Raw genomic sequence first — 15242 nt, forward strand, 5'->3', positions numbered from 1 at the left:
TTTTCTTCACCCCTATACTTCCCTATTCTTTAATACATCATTCGGTTTCCACGCAAACAGAACTTCAAAAAGCGAATCAAAGCAAGTATGAAGGTGTCATTGTATTGAAAAACAGTAAAGAATATCCAATTAAAATCCCGATGAAATGTCATCAGGATTTTTTGGGTTCAACGTGCCTGTAAGCATAAATAACATTATTTTTTCGCACCGATTTCACCAATACAACAATACTAGTCAATTCAGAATTAAGCACAAAAATTGAGGAACAAACATAAAACAGATGAAACGAAATTGAAAATTATTTATCTTATTAATACTTTTGTCTTGAAACAAAAGTATCCAAAAATTCAAGACTGGAATCATCCGCTAAAAATTGAGATTGACTCCTAAAGTTTCCAAACTCGCATGAAATCAAAACCTTCTTCTTCGACTCAAAATCCCAGCCATGCTCAGACAGTGGAAATTTTTTAACGGATTCAATCTCAATTTTTTTAACGCTCCTGATTCCTAGGTCAATTAAACATTACCCATTCAAGTCCATTCGTTTTTTATCGTCGTTTTTTTTGTATCTAAATCTAAAGTTCAAATTCTCTCCAACTTTAGCGTTTGATCCTCAATTCATCAAAAAAAACAAATATAATCCTCCGGATCAATCTTTGAAATCCGTAGTATCTATACAATTTAAGGACTAGCCATGGCATGGAATCATTGCAAGCATATGTAACAAATCGTGTTATTTGCGAAACCATTAATGCCACTTGTGTTTAAAACCATTATACCCATAAAAAAATCCCGATGAAAACTTCACCGGGACCTCTATTTTATCAAAGTATTTCAATTAGCTTCTTCTGCTCATTAAAATACTTAAAACGTACCAGAATAAAAGCATAATAGAAGCAAAAAGCTGTAATGCCGCTCCCACATACTGCTCTGTTCCAAAAGAATCTTTTAATTTACTTGTCTGATAAAGAATCGTAGCTGAAGCAAGGATCACCATTCCAACAGAGAACCAAAGCCCCAGGTTAAAACCGAAGATCATTCCTCCAACAATAAGTCCTATTGAGATAAACCCTCCGATGATAATGATATTTCTTAAAAAAGAAAAATCTCTTTTAGAACTAAAAGCTACCGCTGAAACTCCAGCAAACATAGCAATCGTTAAAGTTGCAGCCTGGAAGATCACATTACCACCGCCTGCCATATTGGTCGCAATAAAAAGCAGAGGCATAAAAATAACTGCTTCAAGCAAAATATAAAATCCCAGCCCAAGATACTGAGTAGATTTACTCTGCGAAAGAGACCATTTGGAAGCCAGAATAGAAGCTAACCAGAACACCCCAATGATCAACAACCAGGTAAGTCTTCCCTGAAACATCATCGCAATAACCTCTACAGGCACTGTCTTCAGCAAAATGGTTTCAACACCAATAAATGCAAGAATAGACAACGCAACATGTAAATAGGTCTTCTTGTAAAAATTCGCTTTTTCCACTTCTGTAGAATGAGCGACTAAAACATCTGTCATCATAGTTAATATTTTTTGTTAGATCGAAATTCAATTTTATTTATCATTTCTGGCAGGCAAAACACCGAGAATTTTCCCGTCATCTTCAAAAACCGCACTGATCACTTCTTTTGAAGACTTATCTCCCGCATATTTATATTTGATATTGGGATGACTGGTGCCATCCATGGTTACATAATATCCTACCTTCAATACTTCAAGTTTTTTATTGGAGTCAATGCCTTCTTTTACTTTTTTAAGGACATCATCTGTAACAATTTCTTTTACTTTATCGGAAAGCACTCCATCAATTGTTTTACGGTCCGAGGACTGCAGTGCACTGATAAAGGTAAGAAAATTATCATTATAGAGCTTCACTTTCTCTTTACTGATGGTAGCCGGTTGCTCTTTTTTCTGACCGTTCTCTACTTTCAGGTCAACTACTTTTTGGGCAAACATTAGTTGTCCGCCTATGACAGCAAGGCCCAGAAATATTTTTTTCATAATTTCCATTTTGTTATTAGGTGAAATAAGTGATGGAAGATACGAAAATCAGGCCACTTCTAAAAATTTTACATCTTGTGAGAGTATTAAACCGATGACTCTATAAAATTCGAGCCTTAAGAAGAACGGTACAGCTTTCCTAAATTCTCATTATTCATCAGGTTCAAAAGCTCTGTTTTAATGGTTTTCTTAAATTTATCGTAATAAAATTTCGGAAAATCAGGGTTAATCAGATCCTTCGTCTGAACATCATATATAGGCTGATCAAATCTCTGCTCATGAAACGTATTCAGCTTTATATCAATATCTTTTCGCTGCACAGAAAACGTAAGATCTTTTGTATTTCTGTCATATTTGTAAATATGGAAATTACTAAAAAACAAACCTCTTTTAGGCGAATAAGAATCTATAGAAAAAACACCATAATTGAAACTAAGATTGTCAAATAAATCCTGAGAATAAAAAGAATCATACAGATCAACCTTTCTGAATAAATACAAAACATCTACTCCATTCTCTTCACAGAATTTATCCAGAGTGGCAATCACACCGTCATTAACATTTTTCGAAGGTCCAAGCTTTGCTATTTTCCAGAAATCCAGCGGAAGCATTCTGTAATCAATATTCTTTTCCTTAAAAAGAGGATCAACAACATCATTAAATATATTATACTGCGTTTTTACTTCTTTCTGAGGAATAATTTTACCCAGCTTTTTAGTATTAAAATACCATAAATCAGGATCTATATTAGAAGCCATCCCCACTTTTTGAGAGAATAGCGCCTGACTTGCTACAAGTAAAAGCATTAAGCCTAACTTTTTCATCAGCATTTATCTTTTTTATCAATACATTAAACCATTTCTAAAAACTTCATCGTATCCACATTATCCGCATACGTATCAAGTCCCGGATTTTGTGCCTCACCGAACGAAATCGAATCCAGTCCCAATTCATTCTTAGCCACCACACACTGGATATTTTCTTCATTTTCAGTAATAAAGCCTTTTACCTCTTCCAAAGATTCATATCGGCTGAAATTGATCACAGAAAGTGGACTGAACAGCTTATCGTCTTCTTTCAGCATGACAAAATTATTATCCCAGAACTTATCCTGATTCAGCAGATAAACAGCTCTGTTATAATCATAATTGTTGGCATATTTGTTATGGTTAATAATATCCTGGAATCCTAAGAAACTCTCAAACAACCTATCGATCACAAAATCTTTTGGAATAAAAATTCTCGTCACATTTCTGCATCCCAGCCCGAAATACTGAAAAATATCTTTTGCCAGCAACTGCAGTTCTTCATCGGTTTCATCGCCTTTCAGTATAGCAACCGAAGTCCTGTTTTTACGGATGATATGTAAATAATCTTTAAAATAATACTCTAAATATCTCGCTGTATTATTACTTCCCGTAGCAATCACTGCATCAAAATTCTCTAATTTTTCTACAAATTCAACCTGAACCTGGCCATCAGAAAATTCGTTCCACTTTCTTAACAAAAAGGGAATCAGATATTTATCTTTTGAAGACAGCTTGATCATCGGGATATGATTGCTTAAGACAACGGAAATCACATCGTGAAAGCCCACCAAAGGAATATTTCCTGCCAGAATCAATCCCACTTTCTTTGAAATTTTTGAGATTGAATAATGCTGAAGCCAGTTTTTGATGTGCTCTTCGGTAAGAAGATCTGCCCATTGCTGTAAAGCAAATTTCTGATTATCAACGGTAAACCACGGGTTTTCTATTTCAGATCTTTTCAATAATAATTCAATATCTACATCATCTTCATTGTGATCTTCCGGTTTCTTAGCTAAAAACGCTTTTATATAATCACTTAATTTAATAAGTCCTAAAACTTGATTTTCGGTATTCATAATTACTTTAAAATTGGGGAATATTTTGTAATTTTGTGCAAATTTAAAAAAAATTAGCGATGGCTATTAAAATAACTGATGAATGCATTAACTGTGGGGCTTGTGAACCTGAATGTCCAAATAATGCAATATATGAAGGAGCCGTAGACTGGAAAGCTTCTGAAGGAACAAGTCTTCAAGGTACAATAACACTGCCTTCAGGGCTTACTGTGGATGCCAATGCACCTCAGGAACCTGTAAGTGATGATGTTTATTTCATTGTAACAGACAAGTGTACGGAATGTAAAGGATTCCATGAGGAGCCACAATGTGCTGCCGTATGTCCGGTAGACTGCTGTGTTCCTGACGAGGATCATGTAGAATCAGAAGAAGCCCTGCTTAATAAAAAAGCATTCTTACACGGCGAATAAAAAGAACTCCGTCTCATGTGTTTGAGACGGCTTTTTTTAATCAAAAACCTAAGAAAACCTAAAGGAAACCACAAATAAAGCTTAAGGAATGAAAAAAATTCTGGCAGCAACCAAAAAATAAAAATATGAACAAAAAGCACAACTTCAGCGCGGGCCCCTGTATTCTACCACAGGAAGTATTTGAAAAATCAGCACAGGCTATCCTGGATTTTAACGGGATCGGACTTTCCCTTCTTGAAATTTCTCACAGAAGTAAGGATTTTGTTGCTGTAATGGACGAAGCTCGTGCCATTGTAAAAAGGCTGATGAATCTTGGTGATGATTATGAAGTACTTTATTTAGGAAGTGGTGCCAGCATGCAGTTTGCAATGGTTCCTTACAACCTGATGAAAGTAGGCGGAAAAGCTGCTTATCTTGATACGGGAACATGGGCTGCAGGAGCCATCAAAGAGGCTAAGAAACTGGGAACAGTAGACGTAGTAGGTTCTTCAAAAGAAGAAAACTATTCTTTTATTCCTAAAGGTTATACAGTGGGATCAGAATACGATTATTTCCACTGCACTTCCAACAACACCATTTATGGAACTCAGATGAAAAGCTTTCCTGAAGTAGATACCCTGATGGTGTGCGATATGAGTTCTGATATTTTCTCCAGACAGCTTGATTTTTCTAAATTTGACCTGATCTATGCCGGTGCTCAAAAGAATATGGGACCTGCAGGGGTTACTCTGGTTGTGATCAAAAAAGAAATTCTTGGTAAAACAGGAAGAGAAAATATGCTGTCTATGCTGGATTATTCACAGCACATCTCTAAAGAATCGATGTACAATACTCCACCGGTATTCCCGATCTATGCTTCTCTACTGACGCTGCAGCACCTGGAAAACAATGGCGGAATTGCAGCAGCAGAGCAAAGAAATGAAGCGAAAGCAAAACTCTTGTATGATGAGATCGACAGCAATCCACTATTCGAAACGTTCTGTGTAAAAGAAGACCGTTCATTGATGAATGTTTCTTTCAAAATCACAGACGAAAGCAAGAAGGAAGAATTCGACAATGCATGGAAAGCAGCAGGCATCAGCGGCTTAAACGGACACAGAAGTTTAGGTGGATACAGAGCCAGCTTATACAATGCCTTGCCGATTGAAAGCGTGCAGGTTTTGGTGGATGTAATGAAATCGATCAAATAATTTAAGCATAAAAAGTCAAAGATTGAAAGATTTAAAAGCAGTTAATTTAAATTTATTAATTTGCGCCCCAGTTTTAAATTTTTGAAATATTTTAAATTTTTCAATCTTTAAATCAAAATAACACATGAAAGTTTTAGCAAACGATGGAATCTCAAAAGCAGGAGCACTTGCTTTAAAAGAAGCCGGAATTGAAATTCTGGACAATAGAGTGGCCCAGGATCACGTTATTAACTTTATCAACGATAATAATGTGGATGTTCTTCTCGTAAGAAGTGCAACGAAAGTAAGACAGGATCTGATTGATGCATGCCCAAGCCTTAAAATCATAGGAAGAGGCGGTATCGGAATGGATAATATTGATGTAGAATATGCAAAAAGCAAAGGGATCAAAATTATCAACACGCCTACAGCATCTTCAAAATCAGTAGCTGAACTGGTATTCGGGCATTTTATTTCATTGGCAAGGTTCCTTCATGAAGCGAACAGACTGATGCCTTTGGAAGGAGAAACACACTTCAATGCCATGAAAAAGTCATTCAGCAATGCCTATGAACTTTCAGGAAAAACATTAGGAGTAATAGGCTTTGGAAGCATAGGCCAGGAAGTTGTGAAAATAGGAATCGCTTTAGGAATGAAAGTACAGGTTCTGACCAGAAGTCCCAAAACAGAAGTTTTGACACTGAACTTCTTCGACGGGCAGTCTGTGAACTTTGAAATCACTTCCACCAATGATATGGATGCTTTCCTTAAAGATGCAGATTTCATCAGTATCAATACTCCGAAAACGAACGAGTACATTATAGACACCCCTCAGTTTGAAAAAATGAAAGACGGTGTTTATATTGTCAATACTGCAAGAGGTGGTGTGATCAATGAAGTGACACTGATTGATTTTATAGACTCAGGGAAGATCGCAGGAGCGGCATTGGATGTTTTTGAAAACGAACCAAGCCCGGAACTGCCTTTATTAATGAATCCGGCTCTGTCACTTTCTCCTCATGTAGGCGGAAATACGATAGACGCGCAAGAGAAAATCGGTATCGAACTTGCAGAACAAATTATTAAGCTACAAAAAGAAACTATAAGATAAATATGCCTGTTTTTAAACCTTTCCGTGGAATAAGACCTCATAGAGACATCGAGAGCACTTTCCCTACCCACCCTCTGGATAATTTTACCCAGGAAGAGATTGCAGAGAAGGCTCAAGTTGAAAATACTTACATCAATATGATCAAGCCATATGTTGTGAGTAAATCTAAAGATATTGACCGGAACCTGAGAAAAATACGTTCCACTTTTGAAGAACTTCTGGAAGAAAAGAAATTGGTCCAGGACAATTCTGCGTATTATCTTTATGAACAGATCTACCCAAACAAGCAGATCTTCAGAGGCCTTCTCGGACTAGCAAGTATTGAGGATTTTTGGAATGGAAAAATAAAAAGACACGAAAGTACCATTCCCCAGAAAAAAGAAAAACTGGCGCATTACCTTGATAAAGTAAGCCTGCAGGCAGAACCTGTATTGCTTACCTACCCTGCCAACTCAAAAATTGAGTTGCTGATGAACCATGAAGAAAAAAACGTCCCGATTTTCAACCATGTAGATTCTATCGGAATCAGACATAAAATCTGGAGAATAGACAACCGTCTGAAGCTTCAGCAGTTCAAGGAAGTGATCGATCAGATCGATTCATTTTATATTGCTGACGGACACCACAGAATTGGGTCTACAGCATTAAATGCAAAACGTCATAAGGAGAAAAATAAGAGACACAACGGTACGGAGCTTTACAACTTTGTATACAGTTTCATCGTTTCCAACCAGTCGATCAAAATCCACGATTACAACAGGATCTTACACGACCTGAACGGCATTTCCACTGAAGATTTCCTTAAACAGCTTGATCAGTATTTCCTGATCCACGAAAAAGGAGAAACCCCATACTACCCTTCTCAGAAATTCCATATCTCTATGTATATGGATGGTAAGTTTTACTCTCTTCACGTAAAACATGACCTTCGTTCCAAAGAAATGTCTCTGGATAATCTTGACCACCACCTTTTGGATAAATATATATTCAAAAATATTTTAAAGATTGAAGATCCTGATAGCTCTGAGCAAATTTCCTATATAAAAGGAACATCCAATATCAATGGGATCAACATTTTAAAAGAAAAGATCGATAACGGAGAAGGAAAAATAGGTTTCGGAATCTATCCGGTAAGCTTTAATGATATGATTAAAATTTCAGATCTGAAGCTGAGTATGCCCCCTAAATGTACATTTATTGAGCCCAAATTGATTACGGCCCTGCTAATGTACGATATGAAACCTTAAAACGGTTTTATCTTTTTATAAACAAAAGAAATATAAGAGCAGTAAGCTTCTTATACGATTATACTGCCCTCTCAGTTCGTTTTCAAAACGATCTTCGCAGATAAAAACTGAAGAATAAGTACTTAAATCTGTAGTACAAAACTGTAAAAACCTCACTATGGGCTTCAGGTCCATAGTTTGGTTAAAGGCAGCAAAAGTTCTTCAAATCCCGACCTTCAATAATAAAATTCTACTATTATTATTGTTTGATACTTTATAACATTCAATTACTGATTTCCCCTCTTCCTTCAATAATCACCCATGTTTTCCGGAGCAATTTTTAAATTTTGCTTCTTCTCTGCTATAAATTGTATTCCCTAAAGCCTATAAACACGCTGTTTTCTGGAATAAAATTTCTTTATCGATGCTTTCCTCCACCCCATCACCATTGTTATTATTGCAATTTTATCTTAAAAAGCATTAAAATCATTCATAAAAATTATAAAATTTCATAAAATTATACAAAGGATTTTTTTATTTCAATACTCTTTGATATTTTTAAAACGTCAATAATGACACGAAATAATTTAAAACTTTATTCATGAAAAATCTAAAAAAACTTTCGAGAGAAGGTATGAAAACATTAAACGAATTAAAAAACAAAGAAATTAAAGATTTATCAAAATTAATGGGTGCCAGAGCTGCAGATTGGCCAAGTGCTACGGAAAGATCAGAAGGAAACTGTGTAATTACGGATATTGTATACCACAATAACAGCGGACAACAAACTTTTGAAAAAGATGTAGCATCAGTTTGTGGTTAATAAAAACTCTTATCAATTGATATAAATTAGAATAGTCTTGCCATTACAAATGACAAGACTATTCTTTTACCAGTTAATATTCAGAATAAAATTGTAAAAGAGGATGGTGTGTTTATCCATTTCGGCTCTTATCTTTATAAGCCAATAAGTGATACTGAATGACACAGAAACAGCCTACAGGTTATGAAAGAAAATATGATTAATATTATTACCAGAGCCGATGATACGGTTTCCAATACAGTATCGGAATATCTTTTAGGGAAAAAAATACCTTTCAACAGAATCAACAGTAACGATTTCTATCCTATCACATTTAATATTAAATCCATCAATAAAGACCAGAAGACGTGGAACAGAAGAGGAAGCATCAATACAATTCCGAATCGTATTGATGATGACCAACTTCTTATTTTTTTAGAAAAAGACCGGGGAAGTATCTCGAAAGCTTATGAGAGAATCCATAAAATAGAATCAAAATATATTGGAGATTATGAAGAAGAGGACCAATCCAACAAAATTTATGATTTATTCCTGGCACAAAAAGTAAGACTTAAGACTCCCGATTCGATGGTCACCAATATCAAAAAAGATTTATTATCCTTTTTTGGGCAACATAAACGCATTATCACCAAGTCGCTCACGGTTTATCCCATGCTGTTCTATGACAACCATGTCTACAGCTCAAATAAAACAATTATCGTAACACAGGAACACATTGATCATTTGGATGAAACGTTTGCAATCTCACTGTTCCAGGAATACACAGAAAAAAAAATAGAGATCAGAATTTTTTATTTTGAAGGCCGTTTTTTTTCTATGGCTATTTTTTCACAGAATGATCCTAAGACTCAAATTGATTTCAGGAATTATAACAATGAAAATCCCAATAGAAATATCCCCTTCAAATTGCCAAAAAAAATTGAAAAAAAGCTGAAAAAAATTATAAAAATAAAACAACTGGACTCCTGTTCCATAGACTTAATTGTCACCCCTGAGAATGAGTTTGTTTTCTTAGAAATCAATCCACAGGGACAGTTTGAATGGATTTCTTATTATTGTAATTATCATATAGAAAAAAAAATTGCTAACCATATCTCATAAAATGAAACCTTTAATCAAAAACAAAAAATATTTACCCATAATCTATCAAAATTTAGAAGAGAGACCCACAGGTACATCTGGCAAGACTTTAGCGATCAAAGTAAAAAGCATTAATGCAACCCTTAAAACAGGACAATTCCACCGCCCTATCTCAAAAATAATAAGCTTTAATGAGTAAAGAAGTTATAAAATTATTCACCAACTGTATTCCAGTACAAGGCGCATCGCAAAGCATTATCTGTGATCTGCACAGAAATACATTTGATATGATTACCGATGATCTGTACCAAATTCTGATACAGTTTGACGGTAAGAAAAGCATTGAGGGAATAAAAAAGCATTACAAAAACAAGTACGATGAAATTATCGATGAATATTTTGAATTCTTACTTGAAAAGGAATACGTTTTCTTAACAGACCAACCGGAATGGTATCCGAAAATGAAGTTAAAATATGAATATCCCTTTGAAATATCCAATACAATATTAGACCGTAATCTTGCTTCAGATTATGATATGGATAAAGTTTTTGATGAACTGGAAGATTTACACTGTAAGTTTTTAGAAATGCGTTTTTATGATGAGATTTCTTTACAGGAACTGGAAAAACACCTTAATTATGTTGAAGAAAAACAATCCATTACCTATTCTATAGGATGTATTCTACCTTATTCTGAAGAAACTACCAAAGAGAATTTAGAAAAACTAATGGCAGAACATCCCAGAATTTCATATTTCATCATAAGCAATAGTCAGGAAAATGAATTTATCCCGCCTGTAAGACAAGCCATGGGACATATCATTTATGCCAAAACCGCTATTGAAAATCAGAAATGCTGTGGCGTAATCTCTCCGGAATATTTCACCTCAAATATTAAACTTTTCACAGAATCTCTTCAACATAACTCCTGTCTTCACAAAAAAATATCCATAGACACAGATGGCAATATAAAAAACTGTCCGTCTATGTCACAAAATTTCGGAAACATAAAAGAGGTTACATTAAAAGAAGCTCTACAACATAAAGATTTCAAAAAATACTGGAATCTCACCAAAGATAAAATACAGGTCTGTAAAGACTGCGAATTCCGCTATATATGTACAGATTGCAGGGCTTATACCGAGCATAGTCATACTGACAAAAAAGGCCTTGATACTTCAAAACCTTTGAAGTGCGGCTATGATCCCTATACCGGAGAATGGGAAGACTGGAGCAAAAACCCGCTGAAGCAAAAGGCAATAGATTTTTATGATATGAAAGAAGTAACAGCAAACTGATAAATTCCTATTTTTTCCCTAATTTTATCATCGGTAAAAGAAAGGTAAATAAAAAATGAAAAAAATATTCATTATACTTCCACTCTTTTTGAGTGGATTTTTATTTTCTCAAAAAAAAGTCCAGAAAAAGCCTGCCGGTAAAACAGTAATTCCTGTAAAATTAAATTACCATGATGAATTCAGAAAGATTTCAGACGAGATCATGACCAATGGCAGAGCTTATGAAAATCTTGGAGAACTCACAAAGGGCATCGGGCCACGTTTCAGTGCCACTCCCGGCTATGCAAGAGCAGTAGAATGGGCTGAAAAAAAGTTCAAGGAAATTGGCATCGATATGATCTGGAGGCAGGAAGCCAAAGCACCTGTATGGATCAGAGGAAAAGAATCTTTACAAATAAAAACAGGAAACGGAGACTGGAAGAATATCAGAATGCTTTCTTTCGGGAATTCTGAAGGAACAGGCGGAAAAGACCTGACCGGTGAAATTGTTTTAATCAATTCCACTTCAGAACTTAATGCGATGTCAATAGGCCAGTTAAAGGACAAAATCGTTTTTGTGAATGTACCTATGGACCCCAAAATCATTAATACCAGTGATTCCTATTTACAGACAGCAAAATCAAAACTAATTTCCGCTTCTGTAATTGCCAAAACAGGAGCAAAAGCATTAATCATAAGATCATTAACAACAGCTAATGACGATACTCCTCATGCCAAAATGATTTATTATGAGCCTGATGATAAAATTAAAATTCCTGCTTTATCAATAGGAGTAAGATCTGCTGATGAACTGGAAAAAACATTAAAAAAGCAAAAAGTCACCGCTAAAATCAACATGACCGCTGAGTCGAAGGGTGACACCACCAACCCTAATATCATTGCTGAAATTCAGGGTAAAAAAGATTCCAAAGTGATCGTTTTGGGCGCTCAGCTTGATTCGTGGGATATTGGTGAAGGAGCCATCGATGACGGAACAGGAGTTGCCCAGTGCATCGAAGTTTTAAGAACTCTGAAAGCCCTTGGCTATGAAAATAACCATACCATACGGGTTGTATTGTATGCCAACAGTGAAAACGGAGGACAAGGCCGTGAAATGTATGCTGCCTTTGTGAAAAAGAAAGATGAAAAACACATATTCGCACTGGGAACAGATGCAGGAGGTTATTCTCCACGAGGATTTTCTTTGGATATGTCTCCTCAGAGAAGAAGATTAATTTTTCCATGGAAAGAATATTTTCTTCCTTATGGGGTCTATGACTTCGATCAAACGGATGCCATTCAGGATATTTCACCTTTAAAAAAGCTAGATATTCCCCTGGCAGAGCTTGTTGTAGACACCCAAAGATATTTCGATTATCATCACTCTGAACAGGATACTTTCGATAAAGTAAACAAAAGAGAACTCCTTCTCGGAGCAGTTGCCATCACACAGATGATTTTTATGGTTGATAAAAACTGGTAATATGAAAAAAATAGTCAGCTTATCACTATTCATACTGGGAATCGCCACTTTATCCGGTCAGACCAAAGAAGATTCTATACAGTTCAGGAGGATCTCCACACAAATTCTGAACCACGGAAAAGGATACAACGAACTGAGAGAACTTACAAAAACCATTGGTCATCGCTTAAGCGGGTCGGAAGCTTACGAAAAATCCGTACAATGGGCTGCTCAGAAACTTCGGGATGCCGGAGCTGATAAAGTATGGCTTCAGGACGTCATGATCCCTGTCTGGGTAAGAGGTAAAGAATCTTTACATATCAAAACTTCCGGTGGTAACTGGAAAAATATAAAAATGCTTTCTTTGGGAAATTCTGAAGGAACGGGCGGAAAAGATATTTCAGGAGAGATCATTATGGTTAAATCACTCGAAGAATATGACCGGCTTCCTGCTGAACAGGTAAAGAACAAAATCGTATTCTTCAATTATCCTTTTAATCAGGAACATGTACAGACTTTTATTGCCTACCGGGAAGCAGGTGCCTATAGACGGACCGCAGCTTCTTTCACCGCGAAAAAAGGAGGTAAATTTGCCATCATCCGCTCACTTTCGTCGGCTTTTGACGATGTTCCTCATACAGGCAATATGCGCTATGAGGACAATATTTCTAAAATCCCGGCTATTACCATCGGAAATACTTCGGCAGATGAACTTGAAACCTTGTTAAAAACTCAGAATGTAACCGCTAAACTCAATTCCAATTGTGGAATGAAGGGTGAAAAGCTCTCCCACTCTGTCATTGGTGAGATCACCGGTAAAAAAGACCAGAGCGTTATCGTTGTGGGCGGCCACCTTGATTCCTGGGATGTAGGTGAAGGCGCTCATGACGACGGTGCCGGAATCGTGCAAAGCATTGAAGTTTTAAGAACATTTAAAAATTTAGGAATACAAAACAATCATACCATCAGAGCCGTTTGTTTTGCCAACGAAGAAAACGGAACCAAAGGTGGCAAGCAATACGGTAAGACCGCCAAAGAACATAACGAAAAACATCTTTTTGCCATCGAATCCGATGCCGGAGGTTTCTCTCCAAGAGGAATTTCTCTGGAAATGGATGATGCACAAAGAAATCAGATCAAGGGCTGGGTAAATCTGTTCTTACCTTATGGGGTTTATAACTTTGATGGGAAATATTCAGGATCGGATATTGCACCCCTTCATGAAATGGGCGTTCCCACAGCAGAACTAGTCCCTGACCCGCAACGTTATTTTGATATTCACCATACGGCAGAAGATACTTTTGAAAAAGTGAACCGCAGAGAACTTCTCCTCGGCTCCGTAGTCATGACACAACTTATTTATATGATCGATAAAAATTGGTAACAATGAAAAAGATATTAGGAACCTCATTATTGCTTTTTGGGATGTTTGCTTTCGGCCAGACCCAGGAAGACTCTCTTCAATTCAAAAAGATTTCCAATGAAATTTTAAATAACGGAAAAGGATACACCGAACTGAGAGAACTTACAAAAACCATCGGCCACCGTCTGAGTGGTTCCGAGGCTTACGAAAAATCCGTACAATGGGCTGCCCAGAAACTTCGGGATGCCGGAGCTGATAAAGTATGGCTTCAGGACGTCATGATCCCTGTCTGGGAAAGAGGCAAAGAATCTCTACATATCAAAACAGGTAACGGAAACTGGAAAAGCCTTAAAATGCTTTCTTTAGGAAACTCTGAAGGAACAGCTGGAAAAGATGTTTCCGGGGAAATTATTATGGTAAAATCGATGGAAGAATATAATCAACTTCCCGCTGAAAAGGTGAAAGATAAAATTCTGTTTTTCAACTATCCTTTCAGCCAGTCTTTCATAGAAACATTCAAAGGTTATGGTGATGCAGCCAAATACAGAACAACAGCCGCTTCTTTAACCGCCAAAAAAGGAGGTAAATTTGCCATCATCCGCTCACTTTCTTCAGCCTTTGATGATGTTCCGCACACTGGAGCTATGCGTTACGAGGACAAAGTTCCAAAAATTCCTGCCGTTGCTATAGGAAGCACTACAGCAGATGAACTTGAAGCTTTATTAAAAAATCAGAAAATAACAGCAAAGCTGAATTCCAATTGTGGAATGAAAGGCGAAAAGCTCTCCCACTCCGTCATTGGTGAGATCACCGGAAAAAAAGACCAGAGCGTCATCGTTGTGGGCGGTCATCTTGATTCCTGGGACGTTGGAGAAGGTGCTCATGACGACGGTGCCGGAATTGTACAGAGTATTGAAGTATTAAGAACCTTCAAAAAACTGGGAATTCAAAACAACCACACCATCAGGGTTGTCTGCTTTGCCAATGAAGAAAACGGTGTGAAAGGTGGGATACAATATGGAAAAACCGTAAAAGAAAAGAATGAAAAACATCTTTTTGCGATAGAATCCGATGCCGGAGGTTTTGCTCCAAGAGGGATTGCTCTGGATATGGATGAAGCGAAAAGAAAACAGATTCAAGGCTGGTCAAAATTATTCCTTCCTTATGGCGTCTATAACTTTGAAGAAAAGTTTTCCGGAACAGATCTTTATCCGTTACATGATATGGGCGTTCCTGCAGCAGAGTTGATGCCGGATTCTCAACGTTATTTTGACATTCACCACACGGAAGAAGATACTTTCGAAAAAGTGAACCGCAGAGAGCTTTTACTAGGAGCTACCGCCATGACGCAGATTATTTATATGATTGATAAAAACTGGTAACACCTACCTGTTCATAAAAAGAGTCCATAGAAGTTCTGGCAAATCA

At 36.6% G+C, this 15242-nt stretch carries 15 protein-coding genes; 11 read left to right on the forward strand and 4 right to left on the reverse strand.

From position 1 onward, the window contains the following. Positions 1-838 precede the first annotated feature (838 nt). The 4 genes from AC106K_RS08885 to AC106K_RS08900 form a co-directional block, all read right to left on the reverse strand. Positions 839-1528, reverse strand: a complete 690-nt coding sequence (locus AC106K_RS08885) for a Bax inhibitor-1/YccA family protein (RefSeq protein ID WP_482444617.1) — start codon at positions 1526-1528, stop codon at positions 839-841. 33 nt (positions 1529-1561) lie between these two features. Then, positions 1562-2008: a peptidylprolyl isomerase gene (locus AC106K_RS08890; RefSeq protein ID WP_482444619.1), complete on the reverse strand. Its 447-nt coding sequence runs from the start codon at positions 2006-2008 to the stop codon at positions 1562-1564. A 116-nt stretch (positions 2009-2124) separates the two neighbouring features. After that, positions 2125-2832: a hypothetical protein gene (locus AC106K_RS08895; RefSeq protein ID WP_482444621.1), complete on the reverse strand. Its 708-nt coding sequence runs from the start codon at positions 2830-2832 to the stop codon at positions 2125-2127. A gap of 26 nt (positions 2833-2858) precedes the next feature. Further along, on the reverse strand, positions 2859-3893 hold the full coding sequence (locus tag AC106K_RS08900; protein ID WP_482444623.1) for an acyl-CoA reductase: 1035 nt from the start codon (positions 3891-3893) through the stop codon (positions 2859-2861). Positions 3894-3952: 59 nt separating this feature from the next. Here AC106K_RS08900 and AC106K_RS08905 point away from each other — a divergent pair, with 59 nt between their 5' ends. From AC106K_RS08905 to AC106K_RS08955, 11 genes are all read left to right on the forward strand, one after another. Then, on the forward strand, positions 3953-4303 hold the full coding sequence (locus AC106K_RS08905) for a 4Fe-4S binding protein (RefSeq protein ID WP_482444625.1): 351 nt from the start codon (positions 3953-3955) through the stop codon (positions 4301-4303). 125 nt (positions 4304-4428) lie between these two features. Further along, a complete protein-coding gene (gene serC, locus AC106K_RS08910) occupies positions 4429-5493 on the forward strand; it encodes a 3-phosphoserine/phosphohydroxythreonine transaminase (protein ID WP_482444627.1) in 1065 nt (354 codons plus the stop codon). Positions 5494-5617: 124 nt separating this feature from the next. Beyond that, the gene (locus AC106K_RS08915) at positions 5618-6583 is read left to right on the forward strand and encodes a D-2-hydroxyacid dehydrogenase (RefSeq protein ID WP_482444629.1); all 966 of its coding nucleotides are present in this window, start codon (positions 5618-5620) and stop codon (positions 6581-6583) included. 2 nt (positions 6584-6585) lie between these two features. Continuing rightward, complete coding sequence (locus tag AC106K_RS08920; protein WP_482444631.1) at positions 6586-7830, forward strand: DUF1015 domain-containing protein; 1245 nt, start codon at positions 6586-6588, stop codon at positions 7828-7830. A 580-nt stretch (positions 7831-8410) separates the two neighbouring features. Continuing rightward, positions 8411-8632, forward strand: coding sequence for a bacteriocin-like protein (locus tag AC106K_RS08925; RefSeq protein ID WP_047098994.1), 222 nt, complete (start codon positions 8411-8413; stop codon positions 8630-8632). Between the two features lie 195 nt (positions 8633-8827). Beyond that, complete coding sequence (locus tag AC106K_RS08930; RefSeq protein WP_482444633.1) at positions 8828-9733, forward strand: ATP-grasp domain-containing protein; 906 nt, start codon at positions 8828-8830, stop codon at positions 9731-9733. A 1-nt stretch (position 9734) separates the two neighbouring features. Next, entirely contained in the window at positions 9735-9911 is a 177-nt protein-coding gene (locus AC106K_RS08935; protein ID WP_482444635.1) for a hypothetical protein, read from the forward strand. Then, entirely contained in the window at positions 9904-11010 is a 1107-nt protein-coding gene (gene gwsS, locus AC106K_RS08940; protein WP_482444637.1) for a grasp-with-spasm system SPASM domain peptide maturase, read from the forward strand. Before AC106K_RS08935 ends, gwsS begins: the two co-directional genes overlap by 8 nt. 55 nt (positions 11011-11065) lie before the next feature. Continuing rightward, positions 11066-12472 (forward strand): M28 family peptidase, encoded by a 1407-nt coding sequence (locus AC106K_RS08945; RefSeq protein WP_482444639.1) that lies wholly within the window; start codon positions 11066-11068, stop codon positions 12470-12472. A 1-nt stretch (position 12473) separates the two neighbouring features. Further along, positions 12474-13835 carry a M20/M25/M40 family metallo-hydrolase gene (locus AC106K_RS08950; protein ID WP_482444641.1) on the forward strand — a complete coding sequence of 454 codons (1362 nt, stop codon included), beginning with the start codon at positions 12474-12476 and terminating at the stop codon, positions 13833-13835. 2 nt (positions 13836-13837) lie between these two features. Beyond that, entirely contained in the window at positions 13838-15196 is a 1359-nt protein-coding gene (locus AC106K_RS08955; protein ID WP_482444642.1) for a M20/M25/M40 family metallo-hydrolase, read from the forward strand. Positions 15197-15242 lie beyond the last annotated feature (46 nt).

This window comes from Chryseobacterium sp. FR048 (assembly GCF_056844665.1).

Bases quoted from the DNA above. Each gene is read 5' to 3' on its own strand.
- AC106K_RS08905 (WP_482444625.1), top strand. From the start codon at position 3,953: ATGGCTATTAAAATAACTGATGAATGCATTAACTGTGGGGCTTGTGAA.
- AC106K_RS08900 (WP_482444623.1), bottom strand. From the start codon at position 3,893: ATGAATACCGAAAATCAAGTTTTAGGACTTATTAAATTAAGTGATTAT.
- AC106K_RS08925 (WP_047098994.1), top strand. From the start codon at position 8,411: ATGAAAAATCTAAAAAAACTTTCGAGAGAAGGTATGAAAACATTAAAC.
- AC106K_RS08930 (WP_482444633.1), top strand. From the start codon at position 8,828: ATGATTAATATTATTACCAGAGCCGATGATACGGTTTCCAATACAGTA.
- AC106K_RS08895 (WP_482444621.1), bottom strand. From the start codon at position 2,832: ATGAAAAAGTTAGGCTTAATGCTTTTACTTGTAGCAAGTCAGGCGCTA.
- AC106K_RS08915 (WP_482444629.1), top strand. From the start codon at position 5,618: ATGAAAGTTTTAGCAAACGATGGAATCTCAAAAGCAGGAGCACTTGCT.
- AC106K_RS08955 (WP_482444642.1), top strand. From the start codon at position 13,838: ATGAAAAAGATATTAGGAACCTCATTATTGCTTTTTGGGATGTTTGCT.
- serC (WP_482444627.1), top strand. From the start codon at position 4,429: ATGAACAAAAAGCACAACTTCAGCGCGGGCCCCTGTATTCTACCACAG.
- gwsS (WP_482444637.1), top strand. From the start codon at position 9,904: ATGAGTAAAGAAGTTATAAAATTATTCACCAACTGTATTCCAGTACAA.
- AC106K_RS08885 (WP_482444617.1), bottom strand. From the start codon at position 1,528: ATGATGACAGATGTTTTAGTCGCTCATTCTACAGAAGTGGAAAAAGCG.
- AC106K_RS08945 (WP_482444639.1), top strand. From the start codon at position 11,066: ATGAAAAAAATATTCATTATACTTCCACTCTTTTTGAGTGGATTTTTA.
- AC106K_RS08920 (WP_482444631.1), top strand. From the start codon at position 6,586: ATGCCTGTTTTTAAACCTTTCCGTGGAATAAGACCTCATAGAGACATC.
- AC106K_RS08935 (WP_482444635.1), top strand. From the start codon at position 9,735: ATGAAACCTTTAATCAAAAACAAAAAATATTTACCCATAATCTATCAA.
- AC106K_RS08890 (WP_482444619.1), bottom strand. From the start codon at position 2,008: ATGAAAAAAATATTTCTGGGCCTTGCTGTCATAGGCGGACAACTAATG.
- AC106K_RS08950 (WP_482444641.1), top strand. From the start codon at position 12,474: ATGAAAAAAATAGTCAGCTTATCACTATTCATACTGGGAATCGCCACT.